At 62.0% G+C, this 16,063-nt stretch carries 14 protein-coding genes; 7 read left to right on the top strand and 7 right to left on the bottom strand.

Translation table 11 applies throughout. The features are described 5' to 3' along the window. A complete protein-coding gene (locus K6N12_RS24590) occupies positions 1-474 on the bottom strand; it encodes a cupin domain-containing protein (RefSeq protein WP_097629158.1) in 474 nt (157 codons plus the stop codon). A 90-nt stretch (positions 475-564) separates the two neighbouring features. Here K6N12_RS24590 and K6N12_RS24585 point away from each other — a divergent pair, with 90 nt between their 5' ends. Beyond that, positions 565-1,101: a carboxymuconolactone decarboxylase family protein gene (locus K6N12_RS24585; RefSeq protein WP_097629157.1), complete on the top strand. Its 537-nt coding sequence runs from the start codon at positions 565-567 to the stop codon at positions 1,099-1,101. Here K6N12_RS24585 and K6N12_RS24580 read toward each other — a convergent pair. Further along, positions 1,098-1,868 carry a TIM barrel protein gene (locus tag K6N12_RS24580; RefSeq protein WP_097629156.1) on the bottom strand — a complete coding sequence of 257 codons (771 nt, stop codon included), beginning with the start codon at positions 1,866-1,868 and terminating at the stop codon, positions 1,098-1,100. The genes K6N12_RS24585 and K6N12_RS24580 overlap by 4 nt on opposite strands. A gap of 143 nt (positions 1,869-2,011) precedes the next feature. Between K6N12_RS24580 and K6N12_RS24575 the strand changes: the two genes are divergently transcribed. Both K6N12_RS24575 and K6N12_RS24570 read left to right on the top strand, forming a co-directional pair. Next, complete coding sequence (locus K6N12_RS24575; RefSeq protein WP_097629155.1) at positions 2,012-2,800, top strand: SDR family NAD(P)-dependent oxidoreductase; 789 nt, start codon at positions 2,012-2,014, stop codon at positions 2,798-2,800. Positions 2,801-3,001: 201 nt separating this feature from the next. After that, on the top strand, positions 3,002-3,466 hold the full coding sequence (locus K6N12_RS24570; RefSeq protein WP_003590486.1) for an RrF2 family transcriptional regulator: 465 nt from the start codon (positions 3,002-3,004) through the stop codon (positions 3,464-3,466). A gap of 68 nt (positions 3,467-3,534) precedes the next feature. Here the strand turns inward: K6N12_RS24570 and K6N12_RS24565 are convergent, their stop codons facing one another. Then, positions 3,535-4,662, bottom strand: a complete 1,128-nt coding sequence (locus K6N12_RS24565) for a monooxygenase (protein ID WP_097629154.1) — start codon at positions 4,660-4,662, stop codon at positions 3,535-3,537. A 261-nt stretch (positions 4,663-4,923) separates the two neighbouring features. Between K6N12_RS24565 and K6N12_RS24560 the strand changes: the two genes are divergently transcribed. Beyond that, positions 4,924-5,700 (top strand): metallophosphoesterase family protein, encoded by a 777-nt coding sequence (locus tag K6N12_RS24560; RefSeq protein WP_172643269.1) that lies wholly within the window; start codon positions 4,924-4,926, stop codon positions 5,698-5,700. A gap of 32 nt (positions 5,701-5,732) precedes the next feature. On the opposite strand, the gene K6N12_RS24555 is transcribed toward K6N12_RS24560, so the two are convergent. From K6N12_RS24555 to K6N12_RS24545, 3 genes are all read right to left on the bottom strand, one after another. Continuing rightward, complete coding sequence (locus K6N12_RS24555) at positions 5,733-8,918, bottom strand: efflux RND transporter permease subunit (RefSeq protein WP_097629153.1); 3,186 nt, start codon at positions 8,916-8,918, stop codon at positions 5,733-5,735. Continuing rightward, entirely contained in the window at positions 8,915-10,093 is a 1,179-nt protein-coding gene (locus tag K6N12_RS24550; RefSeq protein ID WP_097629152.1) for an efflux RND transporter periplasmic adaptor subunit, read from the bottom strand. Before K6N12_RS24550 ends, K6N12_RS24555 begins: the two co-directional genes overlap by 4 nt. 260 nt (positions 10,094-10,353) lie before the next feature. Next, on the bottom strand, positions 10,354-11,898 hold the full coding sequence (locus K6N12_RS24545; RefSeq protein WP_097629151.1) for a cation:proton antiporter: 1,545 nt from the start codon (positions 11,896-11,898) through the stop codon (positions 10,354-10,356). A 244-nt stretch (positions 11,899-12,142) separates the two neighbouring features. Between K6N12_RS24545 and K6N12_RS24540 the strand changes: the two genes are divergently transcribed. The 3 genes from K6N12_RS24540 to K6N12_RS24530 are packed head-to-tail and all read left to right on the top strand — an operon-like array spanning position 12,143 to position 15,357. After that, positions 12,143-12,607 carry a MarR family winged helix-turn-helix transcriptional regulator gene (locus tag K6N12_RS24540; RefSeq protein ID WP_003590495.1) on the top strand — a complete coding sequence of 155 codons (465 nt, stop codon included), beginning with the start codon at positions 12,143-12,145 and terminating at the stop codon, positions 12,605-12,607. Continuing rightward, complete coding sequence (locus K6N12_RS24535) at positions 12,600-13,823, top strand: HlyD family secretion protein (RefSeq protein WP_097629150.1); 1,224 nt, start codon at positions 12,600-12,602, stop codon at positions 13,821-13,823. The genes K6N12_RS24540 and K6N12_RS24535 overlap by 8 nt, the downstream gene beginning before the upstream one ends. Continuing rightward, the gene (locus K6N12_RS24530; RefSeq protein ID WP_097629149.1) at positions 13,816-15,357 is read left to right on the top strand and encodes a DHA2 family efflux MFS transporter permease subunit; all 1,542 of its coding nucleotides are present in this window, start codon (positions 13,816-13,818) and stop codon (positions 15,355-15,357) included. The genes K6N12_RS24535 and K6N12_RS24530 overlap by 8 nt, the downstream gene beginning before the upstream one ends. A gap of 60 nt (positions 15,358-15,417) precedes the next feature. Here K6N12_RS24530 and K6N12_RS24525 read toward each other — a convergent pair whose 3' ends face one another. Then, positions 15,418-16,035, bottom strand: coding sequence for a DNA-3-methyladenine glycosylase (locus tag K6N12_RS24525; protein ID WP_097629148.1), 618 nt, complete (start codon positions 16,033-16,035; stop codon positions 15,418-15,420). Positions 16,036-16,063 lie beyond the last annotated feature (28 nt).

Raw genomic sequence — 16,063 nt, 5'->3', positions numbered from 1 at the left:
TCAGCGATGGATCGGGTCGATCCAGGGCACGTCTTCAGGCTTTTCCACCGGCTCGATATCGAGATTGACGACGATGGGTTCCTGGCCTGAGCGGACGAGCACGCATTCCAGCGTCTCGTCGCGGCTGGCGTTGATCTCCTGGTGCGGCACATAGGGCGGGACATAGATGAAATCGCCGGGACCGGCCTCGGCGGTATATTCCAGGTGCTCGCCCCAGCGCATGCGGGCCTTGCCCTTGACCACATAAATGATGCTTTCGAGATCGCCGTGATGATGAGCGCCGGTCTTGGCATTGGCGTGGATCGTCACGGTGCCGGCCCAGATCTTCTCGGCGCCGGCGCGGGCGTTGTTGATTGCCGTCGCACGGTTCATCCCCGGCGTCTGGGCGGTGTTCGGATCGAGCGAATTGCCGGGAATGACCTTGACGCCATGCTCCCGCCAGTCGATGTGGTGATGCTCGTGATCGTCGCTCATGCCTTGCCTCCACCTTCGATATGAGGAACTTAAGTGGGCGCGGCACGGCGGCCAAGCGGATTTATCTTTGTGCGTCAGAAAGAGGACCCAATGAGCCACCTCCCGCAGATCGATTACGACACCGCTTCACAAGAGGTTCGGGCGGCGCATGACGAGGAAGTCAGGCTGCGCGGACGCATGACCAATATGAAGCGGACGCTGCTGCATTCGCCGGCCGCCCATCGCATCTACGCCGAATGGTTCACGCTGCGGGCCGAGCTCGACCCCATCATCAGCGACCGGGCGATCTGGATCTTTTCGCATGCGATTTCGAAGGCGGCGAAATCGAAGATCGCCGTCACCTTCTTTCGCCGGGCGCTGATCAACAAGGCTTTCAATCCCGACGCGCTCAAACTGTCCGAGGAGGAAGCTTTGCTCGACGCTTTCGGCAAGGCGATCGTCGCCGATTCCAATGCGGTCCCGACCGAACTCTGGGCGAAGCTGAAACAGCGCTACGACACCAAGGTGCTGGTCGATCTCGTCGCCTTTGCCGGCATCATGCTGGCCACTGCCGTCTTTAACAATGTCGTCGAGGTCGATTTCGACCCCGAGCTTGAAGCCTTTGCCGAAGGCGCAAACCCGACCTAACCGTCGAGCGAGGCGATCGCGGCCATGACTGCGTCGGCGCCGGGTCTGGTCGGCCGGTATTCCAGGCCGACGGCGCCGTCATAGCCGTTGGCGAAGATCCAGCCGAGGCGATGGGCTAGGTCGATGCCGCCGGAGCCAGGTTCGTTGCGGCCGGGATGATCGGCGACATGGACGTGGAAGACACGGTCGAGACGGCCGTCCAGCACCTCTTCGGTGCGTTCGTCCATCACCGCGGAATGGTAGATGTCGTAGACGATGCCGATCTCGGGGCGGGCGATGTCATCGATGATGTCGAGACCTTCGCGGGTCGAATCGAGGAAATAGCCGACATGATCGATGCGGATGTTGAGCGGCTCGACGCCGAGGCGCACACCGCCGCCTGCAAGAATATCGGCGCCGGCCTTCAGCGTTTCGGTGAGCGCCCGGCGCTGCTCCTTGCGGCTCACGCCCGGAAGATCGTTGCCGGCCTGGGCAATCAGCACCGGCGCGCCGAGACGCTTTGCGGCCGTGACGGATTCGGTAAGGCCTTTCAGCCATGCCTGCCGGTTGCCGGCGTCGGTCAGCGCGATCATCGGCTCGGCGACGAGGCTGGTGACGGCAAGGCCGGTTTCCCTCAGAACCGCCTCGATCGCGTCCAGATCCTTGTCGGTCCAGCGCCAGAATTCGATGGCCGTCAGGCCGCCGGCATGGGCGCGGCGGATGCGATCGGGAAAGCTGTCGCCTTCTTCGGCAAACAGCCACTCTATGCAGGCTGAATAACGTCGCATGAAAACTCCTCGCATGTGGGGATGCAGGCTGCGACAGATCGGTGCCCTCCGCAAGAGGCATCTCAGTGCTTGACGCGAGGTTTCATTGGCGGAACATTTGGCACATCAGGCCGGAACCGCCAGTCGCTTGCGCGGAGGAAAATATGGATCTGGGACTGAAGGGAAAGACCGCCGTTATAACAGGCGCGTCTGTCGGGATCGGCTTGGCGATCGCCGAGGGGCTGGCGGCTGAGGGGTCCAATCTCGTGCTGGCGGCCCGCGGCGGCGAACGGCTCGAGGCGGAGGCCGCCCGTATCGCCGAGAAGTACGGCGTCAGCGCCGTCGCTGTTGCCGCCGATCTGGCGACAGTCGACGGAACGAAGGCGATCATTGCGGCGGCGGCGGAAAGAGGCGGCGCCGATATCCTCATCAACAATGCCGGCACCGGATCGAACGAGACGGTGATGGAGGCGCCCGATGAGAAGTGGCAGAGCTATTGGGACCTGCATGTGATGGCCGCGGTGCGGCTTGCGCGCGGCATCGCCCCTCAGATGAAGAGGCGCGGCGGCGGCGTGATCCTGCACAATGCCTCGATCTGCGCCGTCCAGCCGCTCTGGTACGAGCCGATCTACAATGTCAGCAAGTCGGCGCTGATGATGTTTTCGAAGACGCTTTCGACCGAACTCATCCCGGACAATATCCGCGTCAACTGCGTCAATGCCGGCCTGATCCTCACCCCCGACTGGATCAAGACCGCCAAGCAGTTGACCGCCGAAACCGGCGGCAACTGGGAGGGCTACCTGCAGAGCGTCGCCAACGAGCATGCCGCCTCGAAACGCTTCGGCACGCCGGAGGAACTGGCAAACGTCTTCGTCTTTCTGAGTTCGGAGCGGGCGAGTTATTGCGTCGGCTCGACCTATTTTGTCGATGGCGGTATGCTGAAGACGATCTGAGCGAGACGACAGCGCAGCGCTGTAACACTTTGAACTTAGCGGTAGCGGCATTGCTCGGTCGGTTCCAAGACTGCCGGGCGGCCTGTGACGTTGCCGATATAAGCTATAAATAATAGCTATTTTGTTGTATGTTCACGCTTTTGACGCTATTTGCCTGCTATTGGCAGGGGTGAATACTGCGTTTTCTACAGGGCAATGACGATGCTGACGAAAAAGGGAAAATATGGGCTGAAGGCGCTGGTCGACCTGGCGCGGCTGGCGCCCGGCGAGACCGCCTTCATCAATGACATCGCCGCCCGTAATAATATCCCGAAGAAGTTTCTCGATACGATCCTGCTCGAACTGCGCAATGTCGGCATTCTGCGCTCGAAGAAGGGGCCGGGCGGCGGGTATTCCCTGTCGCGGCCGGCCTCCGAAATCCGCATCGGCCATGTCATCCGCACGCTCGACGGGCCGCTGGCGCCGATCCGCTGTGCCAGCCGTACGGCTTACGAGGCCTGCGACGACTGCGCCGATCCGGAAACCTGTCAGGTGCGGCGCTCGATGACCGATGTTCGTGACGCGATCGCCGCCATTCTCGACAATATGAGCCTCGAGCAATTCGTCGCCGCCGGCGGCCGCATCGACGGCCCCAAGGAAGAATTGCCGATCTCCGCCGCCAGCTGAATTGAATGCATGTCGCTCGGAAGTGTGTAGCGGTTCCGGGATAACGACATGCATCAAGACAAAGAGCTTTAGACGTCGCCGGGCTTCGACCGATATTCGCCTGCAGCACGCACCAGCCTGTCCCGTGGCAGCGATAGAGCGTAAATGCGGGCATTGCGCCAATGCCGGTCGAGATTGAGCCCGATGCCGGCCGATGTTTCCCCTGCCAGTTCGAACAGCGCGTTTGCGGTGTCGAGTGACGTTTCCCCGGCGAGGATCGCGGCCGCCGAGGCGGAGAAATGCGCGTCCGCCATCGCGGCCTCGACGGGATTGACCTGTGCAATGTCGAGTTTACGGCCAGCCCGTTCTAAGGCTGCCGCCGTCGCTTCGATGCGGATGGCGCGTTCGCCGATGCGGGGAAGGACCGTCGTGCCGGGATCGCCAATTGCTGTCATCAGGTCGCTCCAGGCGGCCCGGGCGATGCCGAGGCTGACACTTGCCTTGAGCAGCAGGCTGAGCGAGACACCGGTCGAAACGTCGGAGGAGGGGGGCGGCGCAATCGCATCGGCACTGACGTAAAGCGTGCCGACGATGGCCGTAGCCGATCCATTGGTGCGCTGGCCGAAGCCATCCCAATCGTCGACCACCTGCAAGCCTTCGTCGTCGCCTGCCAGGTAAAGGGTGACTGGACGGCTGGGTGGAGCGGCGGCGACAGCGGCGATCCAGTCGGCGAACAAAATACCGGACGCCTGTCGCGTTCGCCCGCTCAGGCGGTAACCTGGGCCTTCGGCCGTAAGCTCGGTTCCTTCGATAAAGGTGGCGCCTGCAAAGCGGTCCCCGAGCAACACGCGGGCAAACAGCGATGCCTGCAGATCCTCGGTCGCCTGGGTGCGCAGCGTTTCCAGCACACAGAAATGGTTTTCCAGCGCCTCGCCGATCGAGGCATCGCCCTCGGCAATGATTGCGACGATTTCGGCGAGCAGCGCGTTCGATACGTCGAGCCCTTGATGGTCGGGCGGAACAGTGATCGCCGTCAGTCCCGATGCCGACAGCGCGTCGAGTTCGGCAAAGGGCAGTACGCGGTTGATGTCGCGTTCGCTCGCCTGGTGCCGGAATGCGGCAGCAAGGCCGCGGGCGGTGGATATCGCCTCCTCTTCACTTTCGATGCGATGCGCGGGAGGCCTTTTTCTATCCTGAAACTGCGATACCGTTCCCATCGGTCACTCTTTCCTACGGCGCTCTGCGTCTTTTCGGATGGCGAAGAACGCTGCAACAGTTTGACTCGGCGCCTCGTGCCTTCCGAAAATCGCTCCAATCGTCGGGCCGATGGCAGGCATACAGGAGTGAGGGATCGGCCCTCGAATGATAAGGCCGGTTTTTCTACAAAACTCCAAGGCTTTGAATTTTCTTACCAGCTTGATTGCCTTGTTTTCGCCTCTACTTACCGGCAAGTGGGGCTTCCTTGATTGAGAAACATGATGAGCGATACTCTTGCTCGCAACGGCGAGGTTTCGAAAATGGCACGCCAGTCGAGACCACGTCTGACGCTGGATATTGCCGCGATCCCAACCTATGCGATCGGCGACATTCATGGGCGGTTCGATCTGCTTGCGAAAGCCGAGGCGGCGATCCTGCGCGATGCCGCGCGGCTGCCGGGGCGTAAACTGATCGTGACGCTTGGCGACTATATCGACCGCGGACCGGCATCGGCCCAGGTCATCACCCATCTCATGGCGCCGCCGCCGGATGATTTCGACCGTATCTGCCTTGCCGGCAATCATGAAATCGCCATGCTCGACTATATCGACGGCTGGATTTCCTATGACGAGTGGATGCGGATGGGTTCGGCGGAGTCGCTGAAATCCTACGGCCTCGATCCGGAGCATCTGCCGCTGGTCTTTCCTTCAGGCGCAAAGCTCGATTCCTTCCTGCGCCAGTCGCTGCCGCGCACGCATATCGATTTCATGCGGGCGATGCCTGTGATGCTGGAGACTCCAAATGTGATTTTCGTGCATGCCGGCATCAATCCGAAGCTGCCGCTCGACGAGCAGACGGACGAGGATCTGGTCATGATCCGACAGCGGTTTCTCGAAAGCCGGGTGCCGTTGCCGAAGCTCGTCGTTCACGGTCACACGCCGAACGACGAGCCCGACATACGGCCGAGACGGCTCAATCTCGATACGCGCGCCTACCGCAGCGGCAAGCTGACCGTCGCCCGCCTGTGGCAGGGTCAGGTGCATCTGTTTTCCACCTGACTTCCGCCTTCTCGGCCTCCCGCCGGAGCGGATCAGACCGTTTCGCTTTCAACCGGGACGGCCTCCACCGTTTTTTCCGCCGGCTGCTTGCGGCGCCAGCCGCGCAGCACGACGTAGAAGACCGGCGTCAGGAACAGGCCGAAGATCGTCACGCCAAGCATTCCCGAAAAGACGGCGGTGCCGAGCGACTGGCGCATTTCCGCGCCGGGGCCGGTCGCGATGGCAAGCGGTAGAACGCCGAAGATGAAGGCGAATGCCGTCATCAGGATCGGGCGCAGGCGAAGATGGCTGGCCTCGATGGCCGCTTCCACTGGCGACTTGCCCTCGTCTTCCGCCTGCCTGGCAAACTCGACAATCAGAATGGCGTTCTTGGCCGCAAGACCGATCAGCACGATCAGGCCGATCTGGGTCAGGACGTTGTTGTCCATTCCCCTCAGCGAGACCCCGATCAGCGCCGCGAGCACCGCAAGCGGCACGATGAGAATGATCGCGAGCGGCAGAACCCAGCTTTCATATTGTGCCGCCAGCGCCAGGAAGACGAAGACGACTGAGAGGGCGAAGATGTAGACGGCGGTGTTGCCGGTATGGGTTTCCTGATAGGCGAGTTCCGTCCATTCGAAGGTTGTCCCCTGCGGCAGGATCTTCGCTGCCAGCGCTTCCATCTTTGCGATGGCGTCGCCCGTCGATGTGCCAGGCGTCGGATTGCCCTGAAGCGGCACCGAGACGTACATGTTGTAGCGTTGGACAAGTGCCGGGCCGCTGGCATCCTGGATATCCATTAACGTTCCAAGCGGAACCAGCGCGCCGGTCGCCGATCGAACCTTCAGGGCGAGGATGTCTTCCCTGTCCATGCGATATTGCCGGTCGGCCTGCGCGCGAACCTGGTAGACGCGGCCGAACGCATTGAAATCATTGACGTAAGCGACGCCCAGATTGATGGAAAGCGCGTTGAAGATATTGGGGATCGGCACATTCAGAAAGCGTGCCTTGTCACGGTCGATCGCCAGGAAGTATTGCGGGCTTGCATCGGAGAATGTCGTAAAGACGCCGGTCAGCCCCTCGGTGGTGGCCGCGGCACCCATCATCTGGCGGGCGAGGCCGAGCACGCGCGTCATGTCGGCGTTTTCAAGATCGGAAATCTGCATCTTGAAGCCGCCGGAGTTGCCGACGCCACGCACGGACGGCGGCGGGATGGCAATGATGAAGGCTTCCTGGATGCTTTGCAGTTTGCCGTAAAGCTCGCCGATGATCTTGTTGGCGTTTTCTCCGCCTTCCTCACGTTCGGCAAAGGATTTGAACGGCACGAAGACGACGCCCGAATTCGAGGCATTGGTGAACGTTGCCCCGCTGAAGCCGGCAAATTGCACGGCGTTGCCGACACCCGGCACGGTCCGGGCGATATCACCCACCTGTTTGACGACGGCGTCGGTACGCGCCAGCGAGGCGCCGTCTGGAAGCTGTATGACGACGATCGCGTAACCCTGGTCCATGGTCGGGATGAAGCCCGCGGGAACGCGCGTGCCCATGTACCAGGTTGCTCCGAGCAGGCAGACGAAGGCAATCATCGCGGCTGTCAATCCGACCCAACTACGGACCAGATGCCGGACGATCCATGAATAGCCGGAACTCATCCTGTCGAAGCCGCGATTGAAACCGTCCGCGAGACCTCTGCCAAACCGTGCGGCGATATTCGCGCGCCGGGTTTCGTGGTCGTGGGTTTTCAGCAATATGCCGGCGAGGGCGGGCGACAGTGTCAGCGAATTCAACGCCGATATCGCGGTGGTGACCGAGATCGTCACGGCGAACTGCCTGTAGAACTGGCCCGATATGCCGGGAATGAAGGCTGTCGGCACGAACACCGCGATCAGCACCAGCGAGATGGCGATGACGGCGGTTCCGACTTCGTCCATCGTCACATGGGAAGCTTGCTTCGGTGTCATGCCGCGCGCCAGATTGCGCTCGACATTTTCCACGACCACGATCGCATCGTCGACGACGATACCGATCGCCAGTACCAGCCCGAACAGAGTGAGCATGTTGAGCGAGAAGCCGAACGCCAGCAGGATGGCGAAGGTGCCGATCAGCGAGACCGGAATGGCGACGATCGGTATGATCGCGGTTCGCCAGGATTGCAGAAAGACGAGAACGACGATCGCCACCAGGATGGCGGCCTCGGCGATGGTTCTATAGACCTCGCTAATCGAATCCGAGATGAATTCGGTCGTGTCGTAGACGATGCGATATTCCAGCCCCTCGGGGAAATTCTGGGAGATATCCTTCATCAATGTCTGGACCTGATGGGCCGTATCCAGTGCATTGGTTCCCGGCCGGGCGAAAATGCCAAGGGCGACCGCCGGGTCGTTGTTGAGGTAGCTGTTGGTGACGTAGTCCTGGGCGCCGAGTTCGATACGGGCGACATCCTGCAACTGCACGAGCCGGCCGGCGCCCGTCGATTTGACGATGACGTAGCGGAACTCGCGGACGTCGGAGAAGCGTCCGTCCGTTCGCACCGTATATTCGAAGGCGTTCTTGCCGGTGACAGGCGGCGCGCCGATCTTGCCGCCGGAGACCTGGACGTTCTGGTCCCGCAAGGCGGAGACGACGTCGTCCGAGGTCATGCCGTAGGCCGAGAGCTTTTCCGGATCGAGCCAGATGCGCATCGAATACTGGCGCTCGCCGAAGAGCTGCACGTCGCCGACGCCGTCAAGGCGAACGAGGACGTCGCGGATGCGGTTGCGGGCGTAGTTCGAGACGTAAAGCTGGTCATAGCGGTGCGACGGCGACAGCAAGTGCACCACCATCATCAGGTCCGGAGAACTCTTGTCGGTGGTGACGCCGAGCCGCTGCACCTCTTCCGGAAGGCGAGGCAGCGCGATCGAAACACGGTTCTGGACAAGCACCTGGACCTTATCGAGATCGGTGCCGAGCTTGAAGGTGATCGTCAGCGACATGGCGCCGTCGGCGCTGGAATAGGACGACATGTAAAGCATGTCTTCGACGCCGTTGATCTGCTGTTCGAGTGGGGTCGAAACGGTGTCGGCGATCGTCTGCGGATCGGCGCCGGGATAGGAGGTGCGCACGACGATGGTCGGTGGCGCGATCTCCGGATATTGGGAGACCGGCAATTGCGTATATGCGATGCCGCCGACGACGAGAAAGAGAATCGAGATGACGGCCGCAAAGATCGGCCGGTCGACGAAGAAGTGCGCAAATCTCATTGTCCGTTCTCCGCATTGGCGGCTTCAGGCGGGGTGTCCTGGCGCTCCTGCGGCAGTTTGGTCATCTGAGGCGTGATCGTCGATCCCGGGCGGGCGCGCATCAGGCCGTTGACGATGATCGTCTCGGTGCCGTCGAGGCCCTCGCGGATCACACGATAGCCGTAGAGCCGCGGGCCGGGCCTCACGGGCTTGGTCGAAACCTTTCCTTGCGCGTCAACCACATAGACGACGCGTTCATTCTGGTCCGAGCCGATTGCTTCGTCCGGGACGAGAATGGCCTGGTATGTGTTGGAGGCTTCAACCTGAATGCGGCCGAAGAGTCCGGGCTGAAGGACGAGATCGGGGTTGGGGAAGCGGGCGCGCAGACGAATGGTGCCGCTCTCATTGTCGACCCGGTTCTCAGCGAAGTCGAGTTTCCCCTTGAATGGCTTGGCAGAAGGATCCGAGATGGTGACGGATACATCCAATCCGCCGCCGCCCTGCTGAAGTTCCTTACCCATTTTGCGCGCCGTGTCGGCGAAATTCAGCAGGCGGCGCTCATCGACGTCGAAATAGAAATCGATCGGGTCGAGCGATACGATGGTGGTCAGCACGGTCTGGTCAGTCTGCACAAGGTTGCCGGCCGAGATCAGCCGGCGGTCGATGCGGCCGCTGAGCGGCGCTTTGATCTCGGTATATTCCATGTCGAGAGAAGCGCGATCGGCGGCGGCCTGCGCACCGCGGACATTGGCCTCGGCCGAATCGAACTCACGGCGGCGATCGTCCAGCGTCTGCGCCGCCTGGCTGCCGCTCGCGGTGAGCGATTGTGCGCGCTTAAACTGCGCATCGGCAAAGACCAGAGCGGATTGCGACGCTTCGAGCGTCGCCTTCGCCTGGCTAAGCGCGGTGACGAACGGCCTCTGGTCGATGACGAACAGCAGGTCACCCTGCTTGACCAATGCGCCGTCCTGGAAATGGATTTCCTGCAAGTATCCACCGACACGCGAGCGAACGGAGACTTCGTCGACCGGCTCGAAGCGGCCAATGAACTCGTCGCTGTCGACGACATCGCGAACGACCGGCTTGGCAACGGTGACGGGAGGAGGGGCGGACGGTGCGCCCTGTGCCATGGCGGCCAGGGGCATGAACGTGGTGATGCAGCCGAGCATCAATATCCGTCGAAGCACGTAAGTCATACCGGTCCCTCCAATCGCGACGGCCGATAGACTGCCGCCGAACCTAAGATAAGGTGATGTTATTTCATGTTTTGCTGCTTTGAACGAAGGCGTGGCCCCCGCGATTTCCCCCGGCGTTCAATCCATAGGAGGGAAGGCCGGCACGCAATGCACATCGGAAAAATCGTAACTTGTGGAACCGGATATAAACGGCAGCGGCGAAAAATAGCAAATGCCAATTGGCCGGGATTGCGAAATCCATCAAAACTTCATGGATGGCGTCAGCTCTCGACGATCTCGTCGCGGCCGGGCGGCAGGACGGCGAGTTCGGCCCAGTCGAGCTCCTGTTCCAGCATGTGAAAGACATCGTCGTCGATCTCGTCGGCGCGGCGCATCGCTGCCAGTTTGCGGCGTTTGGCGGCAATGACGCTGCGGCGCTGCTTATCGAGGCTGCTGACTTCGCGTGGATGTTTCCCGTCGGCGGTGATCTCGCGCTCGGAGGTGTAGACGTCGCGCAGGATGCGCGTGGATTTACCCTCGCCGCCGGCAAGTTCGGCCAGTGCCGCATCGATCAACGCGACCCGGGCTCTGGTGAGGTTGCGGTCGAGCGAGGTGTCCGGCTCGAATTTCAGGACGCTGATCAGCGGTCCGAGCGTCAGGCCCTGGACGATGAGGGTGCCGAGAACGACGGCCAGCGCACTGAGCAGAATGATGTCGCGATCGGGGAAGTCGATCGGCAGCGCGAGTGCAGTCGCCAGCGTCACGAGGCCGCGCATGCCGCACCAGCCGGCAAGCAGGCTGGTCGCAAAGGTGGGAACGGCCTGTCTGGTGTAGCCGCGCTCGGCGAGGAAGGTGATCACGCGGTTATAGAGGAGCACCCAGGCCAGGCGCACGCCGATGACAGTGACGAAGACCGCGGCGGCCAGGGTGATTGCGAAATTCAGCCGGCCGGGATCGAGGTCGAGGACGATCTGGCGGACCTGCAGGCCCATCAGCAGGAAGGCGAGCACGTTGAGCAGGAAGACCGCGGCTTCCCAGACCGAATAGGAATGAATGCGGTGGCGGGCGGTCTGGCGCTCGGGCATGTAGCGGGCGATCACCATCGCATAGACGACGATGGCGAGAATCGCCGAAAGGTGCAGCCGCTCGGCGATGATCCAGGTGCCGAAGGTGGCGACGAATTCGAGCAGGGTGCCGCCGAGCGTGCCGGCGAGCTTCAACCCGATCACCATGTACAGACGGCCAAGGAGATAACCGAGGATGAGGCCGCCTGGCACGGCGAGCGCCAGCTCCGCCAGGGCGCCGGTGAAGAAGGCGGGGCTTGCGGCGGCCGCCACCGCGGCGCTGAAGATCAGGAGCGCGACGGCATCGTTGAGAAGGCTCTCGCCTTTCAGGATCACATAGGTCTGGCGCGGCAGGTCGAAACGGTCGAGCATGGCGGTCGCCGCCGCCGCATCCGGTGGTGCGACGATAGCGCCGAGTGCGACGGCTGCGGCGAGCGGCAGGCCGGCCATGGTCACGCTGACGGTGGCAACGGCAGCGGTTGTCAGGACCACGGCGATGGCGGCGAGCGAGAAGAGCGGCAGCCAGTTGCGTCGCAACGTTCGCGGCGGCAGGTCATAGGCGGCGTCGAAAAGCACCGGCGCGATCAGCAGCGCCAGCGCCAGCTGAGGATCGATCGCGACCTCGGGTGCCCAGGGGACGGCGGCGACGATGATGCCGGCGATCGCCAGCATGGTTGGATAAGGGATGCGGAATTTCCTGGAGAATTGCAGGAAGACGATCGCCACCAGCAACAGCGTCAGCATGCTTTCGAAGAACGCCATCGAACCCTCCTGCGCACCTCCGGCGGAGGCGATGTCTGCCCGAAACTAGGGCTGAAGCCGGGCTGCCGCCACTGGACGGAAGTCTTGCACGGACAAGAGTGGCGAATTGCGAGCCTTCCGGTCGCAGCTGCGGCATTTTGGCTGCGCTTGCGAAATCCTGCGACCGTGCCCTTGCGCGCTCGGCATGCTCAATATATCTACCGATATTATAAGTATGCTTATAAATTAATGATCGCAGGTCTTCATGAGCGCTACTCCGACCCTCGGCTTCCTTCTCCACGACGTCGCACGGCTGCTGCGCAAGCGGTTCGAGCAACGTGCGAAGTGCCTTGGGCTGACCCGGTCGCAATGGCAGACGCTTGCCTATCTCTCGAATAACGAAGGCATCCATCAAGGCGGCCTTGCCGAAATCCTCGAGGTCGAGCCGATCACGCTGGTGCGCATCCTCGACAAGCTCGCCGAACGTGGGCTGATCGAGCGCCGCCAGCACCCGACCGATCGGCGGATCTGGCTGCTCTACATGCGCGACGAGGCGCACCCGCTGCTCGCCGAAATGCGCGAGCTTGGCGACACCACCCGCGCAGAAGCGTTGCAAAGCATTACGGCCGAGCAGCGCGAGCAGCTTTTCCACATCCTATCCGTAATGAAGACGAACCTGGTTCAGGCATGCCGGAGCCCGGTCGACGAGAATGAGACGAACGATGGCTGATCAATCCCCCCTCCGCGTCGTTGCCGACGCCAATGCCAAGACACCTGTCGAAGAAAACCAAGCCAAACAGCAGGAAACGGTAGCCGAAGCGCCTCCATCCAATTCAGCGCCGGCTGCTGCCGTGGCTGCGCCTGGCGGCAACAAGGTCCGCCGCCGGCGCAGTCTCACGCGGCCGATCCTGTTCGCCCTGCTGCCGGTCGCGCTCGTCGTCGGCGGCTATTATTACGTCAATGGCGGCCAGGTGATGTCGACCGACAACGCCTATCTCCAGGCCGATATGGTCGGGCTCACCACCGATGTCTCAGGCATCGTCGAAAAGATCGACGTGCATGAGAACGAGGCGGTCAAGGCAGGGCAGGTGCTCTTCAGCCTCAGGGCCGATTCCTTCAAGATCGCGCTCGATGGCGCCAAGGCGCAGCTCGGCGTGCAGCGCAACCAGATCATGAACCTCAAGGCCAGCTATCAGCAGTCGCTGGCCGAGATCACGCAGGCGCAAGCCGACCTGCCCTATTACCAGGATCAGTTCGACCGGCAGCAGAACCTCGTCAACAATGGCAGCGCGACGCAGTCGGCCTATGACGAGGCCAAGCACAATCTCGAAGCCGCGCAGCAGAAGGTTGCCGTCGCCAAGGCGGAAGCTGCAACCACGCTTGCCCAGCTCGGCGGCTCGGCCGACCAGCCGATCGAGGAGAACCCGCTCTACTTGCAGGCCAAGTCGAATGTCGACAACGCCCAGCGCGAACTCGACCACAGCGTCGTCAAGGCGCCGTTCGACGGTATCGTCACCAATGTCAACGCGCTGCAGGTCGGCTCCTACCTGCAGGCTTCGCAGCAGGCCTTCTCGCTTGTCGCCACCGATCACCTTTGGATCGCCGCCAGCCCGAAGGAAACCGAGCTCACCTATGTCAAATCAGGCCAGACGGCCGAAATCTATGTCGACACCTACCCGGGCGTGATGTGGAAGGGCAAGGTCGAGAGCATCAGCCCGGCCTCCGGCTCCAGCTTCTCGCTGCTGCCGGCGCAAAACACTACGGGCAACTGGGTGAAGGTCGTCCAGCGCATTCCGATGCGCGTCAGCATCGAGGACAGCGAAGGCAAGCCGCCGCTGCGCGTCGGCATGAGCACGGTGGTCGATGTCGAGACCGGCCATGCCCGCGGCCTGCCCGACTTCGTCAACAAGCTTCTGGGTCGGCCTCAGGGCAAGGATGATGAGTAACGCTTCTGCTTCTCCGGCGAGCCCGGTTGCCAATCGCGGTGCGATCACGGCCTGCGTCATTCTCGCCGTCATCATGCAGGCGCTGGACACGACGATCGCCAACGTCGCGCTGCCCTATATCCAGGGCAGCGTGTCGGCCTCTGCCGACCAGATCAACTGGGTGCTGACTTCCTATATCGTCGCGGCGGCAATCATGACGCCGCCGTCGGGCTTCCTCGCCGCCAAGTTCGGCCGCAAGCGCGTGCTGCTCGTTGCCATCGCCGGCTTCGTGGCGGCCTCCGTTCTCTGCGGCCTGGCGCAATCGCTCAATCAGATCGTCGCCTTCCGCCTGCTGCAAGGGCTGTTCGGCGCATCGCTGGTGCCGCTTTCCCAGGGCATCCTCCTCGATATCTATACGGTCGAGGAGCGCGGCTCGGCCATGGCCCTCTTCGGCGTCTCGGTCATGGTCGGACCGGTCCTCGGGCCCGTCATCGGTGGCTGGCTGACCGACAATATCAGCTGGCGCTGGGTGTTCTACATCAACGTGCCTATCGGCGCGCTTGCCTTTGCCGGTATCGTCGTCTTCGTTTCGGAGACGAAGAGGGATGTGCTCGCCAAGCTGGACTGGTTCGGTTTCGGGATGATGAGCCTGTTCATCGCCTCGCTGCAGCTCTTCCTCGACCGCGGTGAGCAACTCGACTGGTTCTCCTCCGGTGAGATCATGCTGGAAGCGATCATCTGCGCCGCCGCCTTCTATCTGCTTCTGGTGCATACGCTGACGGCGGAGAAACCCTTCGTCAATCCGAAGCTGTTCCTCGACCAAAATTTTTCGATCAGCATGGTCTTCATCTTCGTGATCGGTATTACCTATCTCGCCTCGCTGGCGCTGATGACGCCCTATCTGCAGACGCTGATGGGCTATCCCGTCATTACCGCCGGCATCGTCATGGGGCCGCGCGGGCTCGGCACCATGCTCTGCATGTTCATCGTCGGGCGGCTGGTCGGCAAGGTCGATACGCGCGCCTTGCTGGCGCTGGGCCTCGGGCTCACCGCATGGGCGATGTATGACATGACCGGCTGGACACCCGACGTCTCGCAATGGACGATCGTCTCGGTCGGCTTCATCCAGGGCGCCGGTCTCGGCTTTCTGTTCGTGCCGCTGACTACGATCGCTTTTTCCACGCTGCCCCCCCATATGCGCGGCGACGGCACCGGTCTCTACAACTTGTCGCGAAACATCGGCTCGGCGGTCGGCATCTCGATCGTCTCGGCGCTGATCGTCGAGAACACGCAGAGCAATCATGAATCGATCGCGGCCTATGTGACGCCGTTCAATCACGCTTTCAATGCGGTGGCTGCGCAGGGGCTCAGCCCGGTGACTGCGGCCGGCCGCGCCTCGCTCAACGAGGTCATCACCCTGCAAGCGACGATCATTGCCTATATGGACGATTTCAAGCTGCTGATGCTGATGTCGCTTGCAGTCATCCCGCTGGTGCTATTGCTACGCAAACCGAAGGCAGCACCTGCCGTCGACCACAGCGCCGTGATGGAATGAACTCCAGGCGTTGCCGCACTTCTGGACGGAAAACTGCGTCACGCTTTTCGGCATCATGCTCTAGCGGAACGGCTTGCTGAGATAACGCGATCCCTGAATGCCGAAGCGCCATAGTGCTTCGGCATTTTTGGTGATGCCGATGCGTTTTCCCGAGACGATCGGCACCGGTGCGGACGGCGTGATCGCATAGGGCGGGCGATCGAGCAGCCTGTCATTGATCTCGATATCGATGCCGAGTGCCTGGCAGAGCTTGCCGGGACCACTGCAGAGCGACGTCAGCATATCGGTGCCGCGCCGCTCGATCATCACAGGAATTCCCGTTTCTGGCTCCAGGGCGCGGATGAGTGCAGCCGAGCCCGGATGGCAGACGAAATTCAGGCACCAGTACATGCCGTAGATGCGGTAGATATAGACGTTGCCCGGCTTGCCGTACATGGCGAGGTTGCGCTTGGTCGGGCCGCGGAAGCTGTGCGAAGCCTCGTCATCGGGGAAATAAGCTTCGGTCTCGGTGATGCGTCCGCCGACGCCGTCCACGGTCAGATGGCAGCCGAGCAGGTCGCGAGAGACGGTGATCGCATCGCGCTCGAAAAACTTCCTGAGGCTTTCGCCGGTGAGCGTGCCGGTGCCGATCCCACCTGATATCGTTCCACCATCGGTCATATCAGACGCAGATAACATTCAACGCGCCTATCGTCATCCCAAAACC

The organism is Rhizobium redzepovicii (assembly GCF_019793435.1).
In the GTDB taxonomy this organism is placed as follows: Bacteria; Pseudomonadota; Alphaproteobacteria; order Rhizobiales; family Rhizobiaceae; genus Rhizobium; species Rhizobium redzepovicii.
The sequence above is the reverse complement of the archived record's forward strand: the minus strand, read 5'-3'. Positions and strand labels throughout refer to the sequence as shown.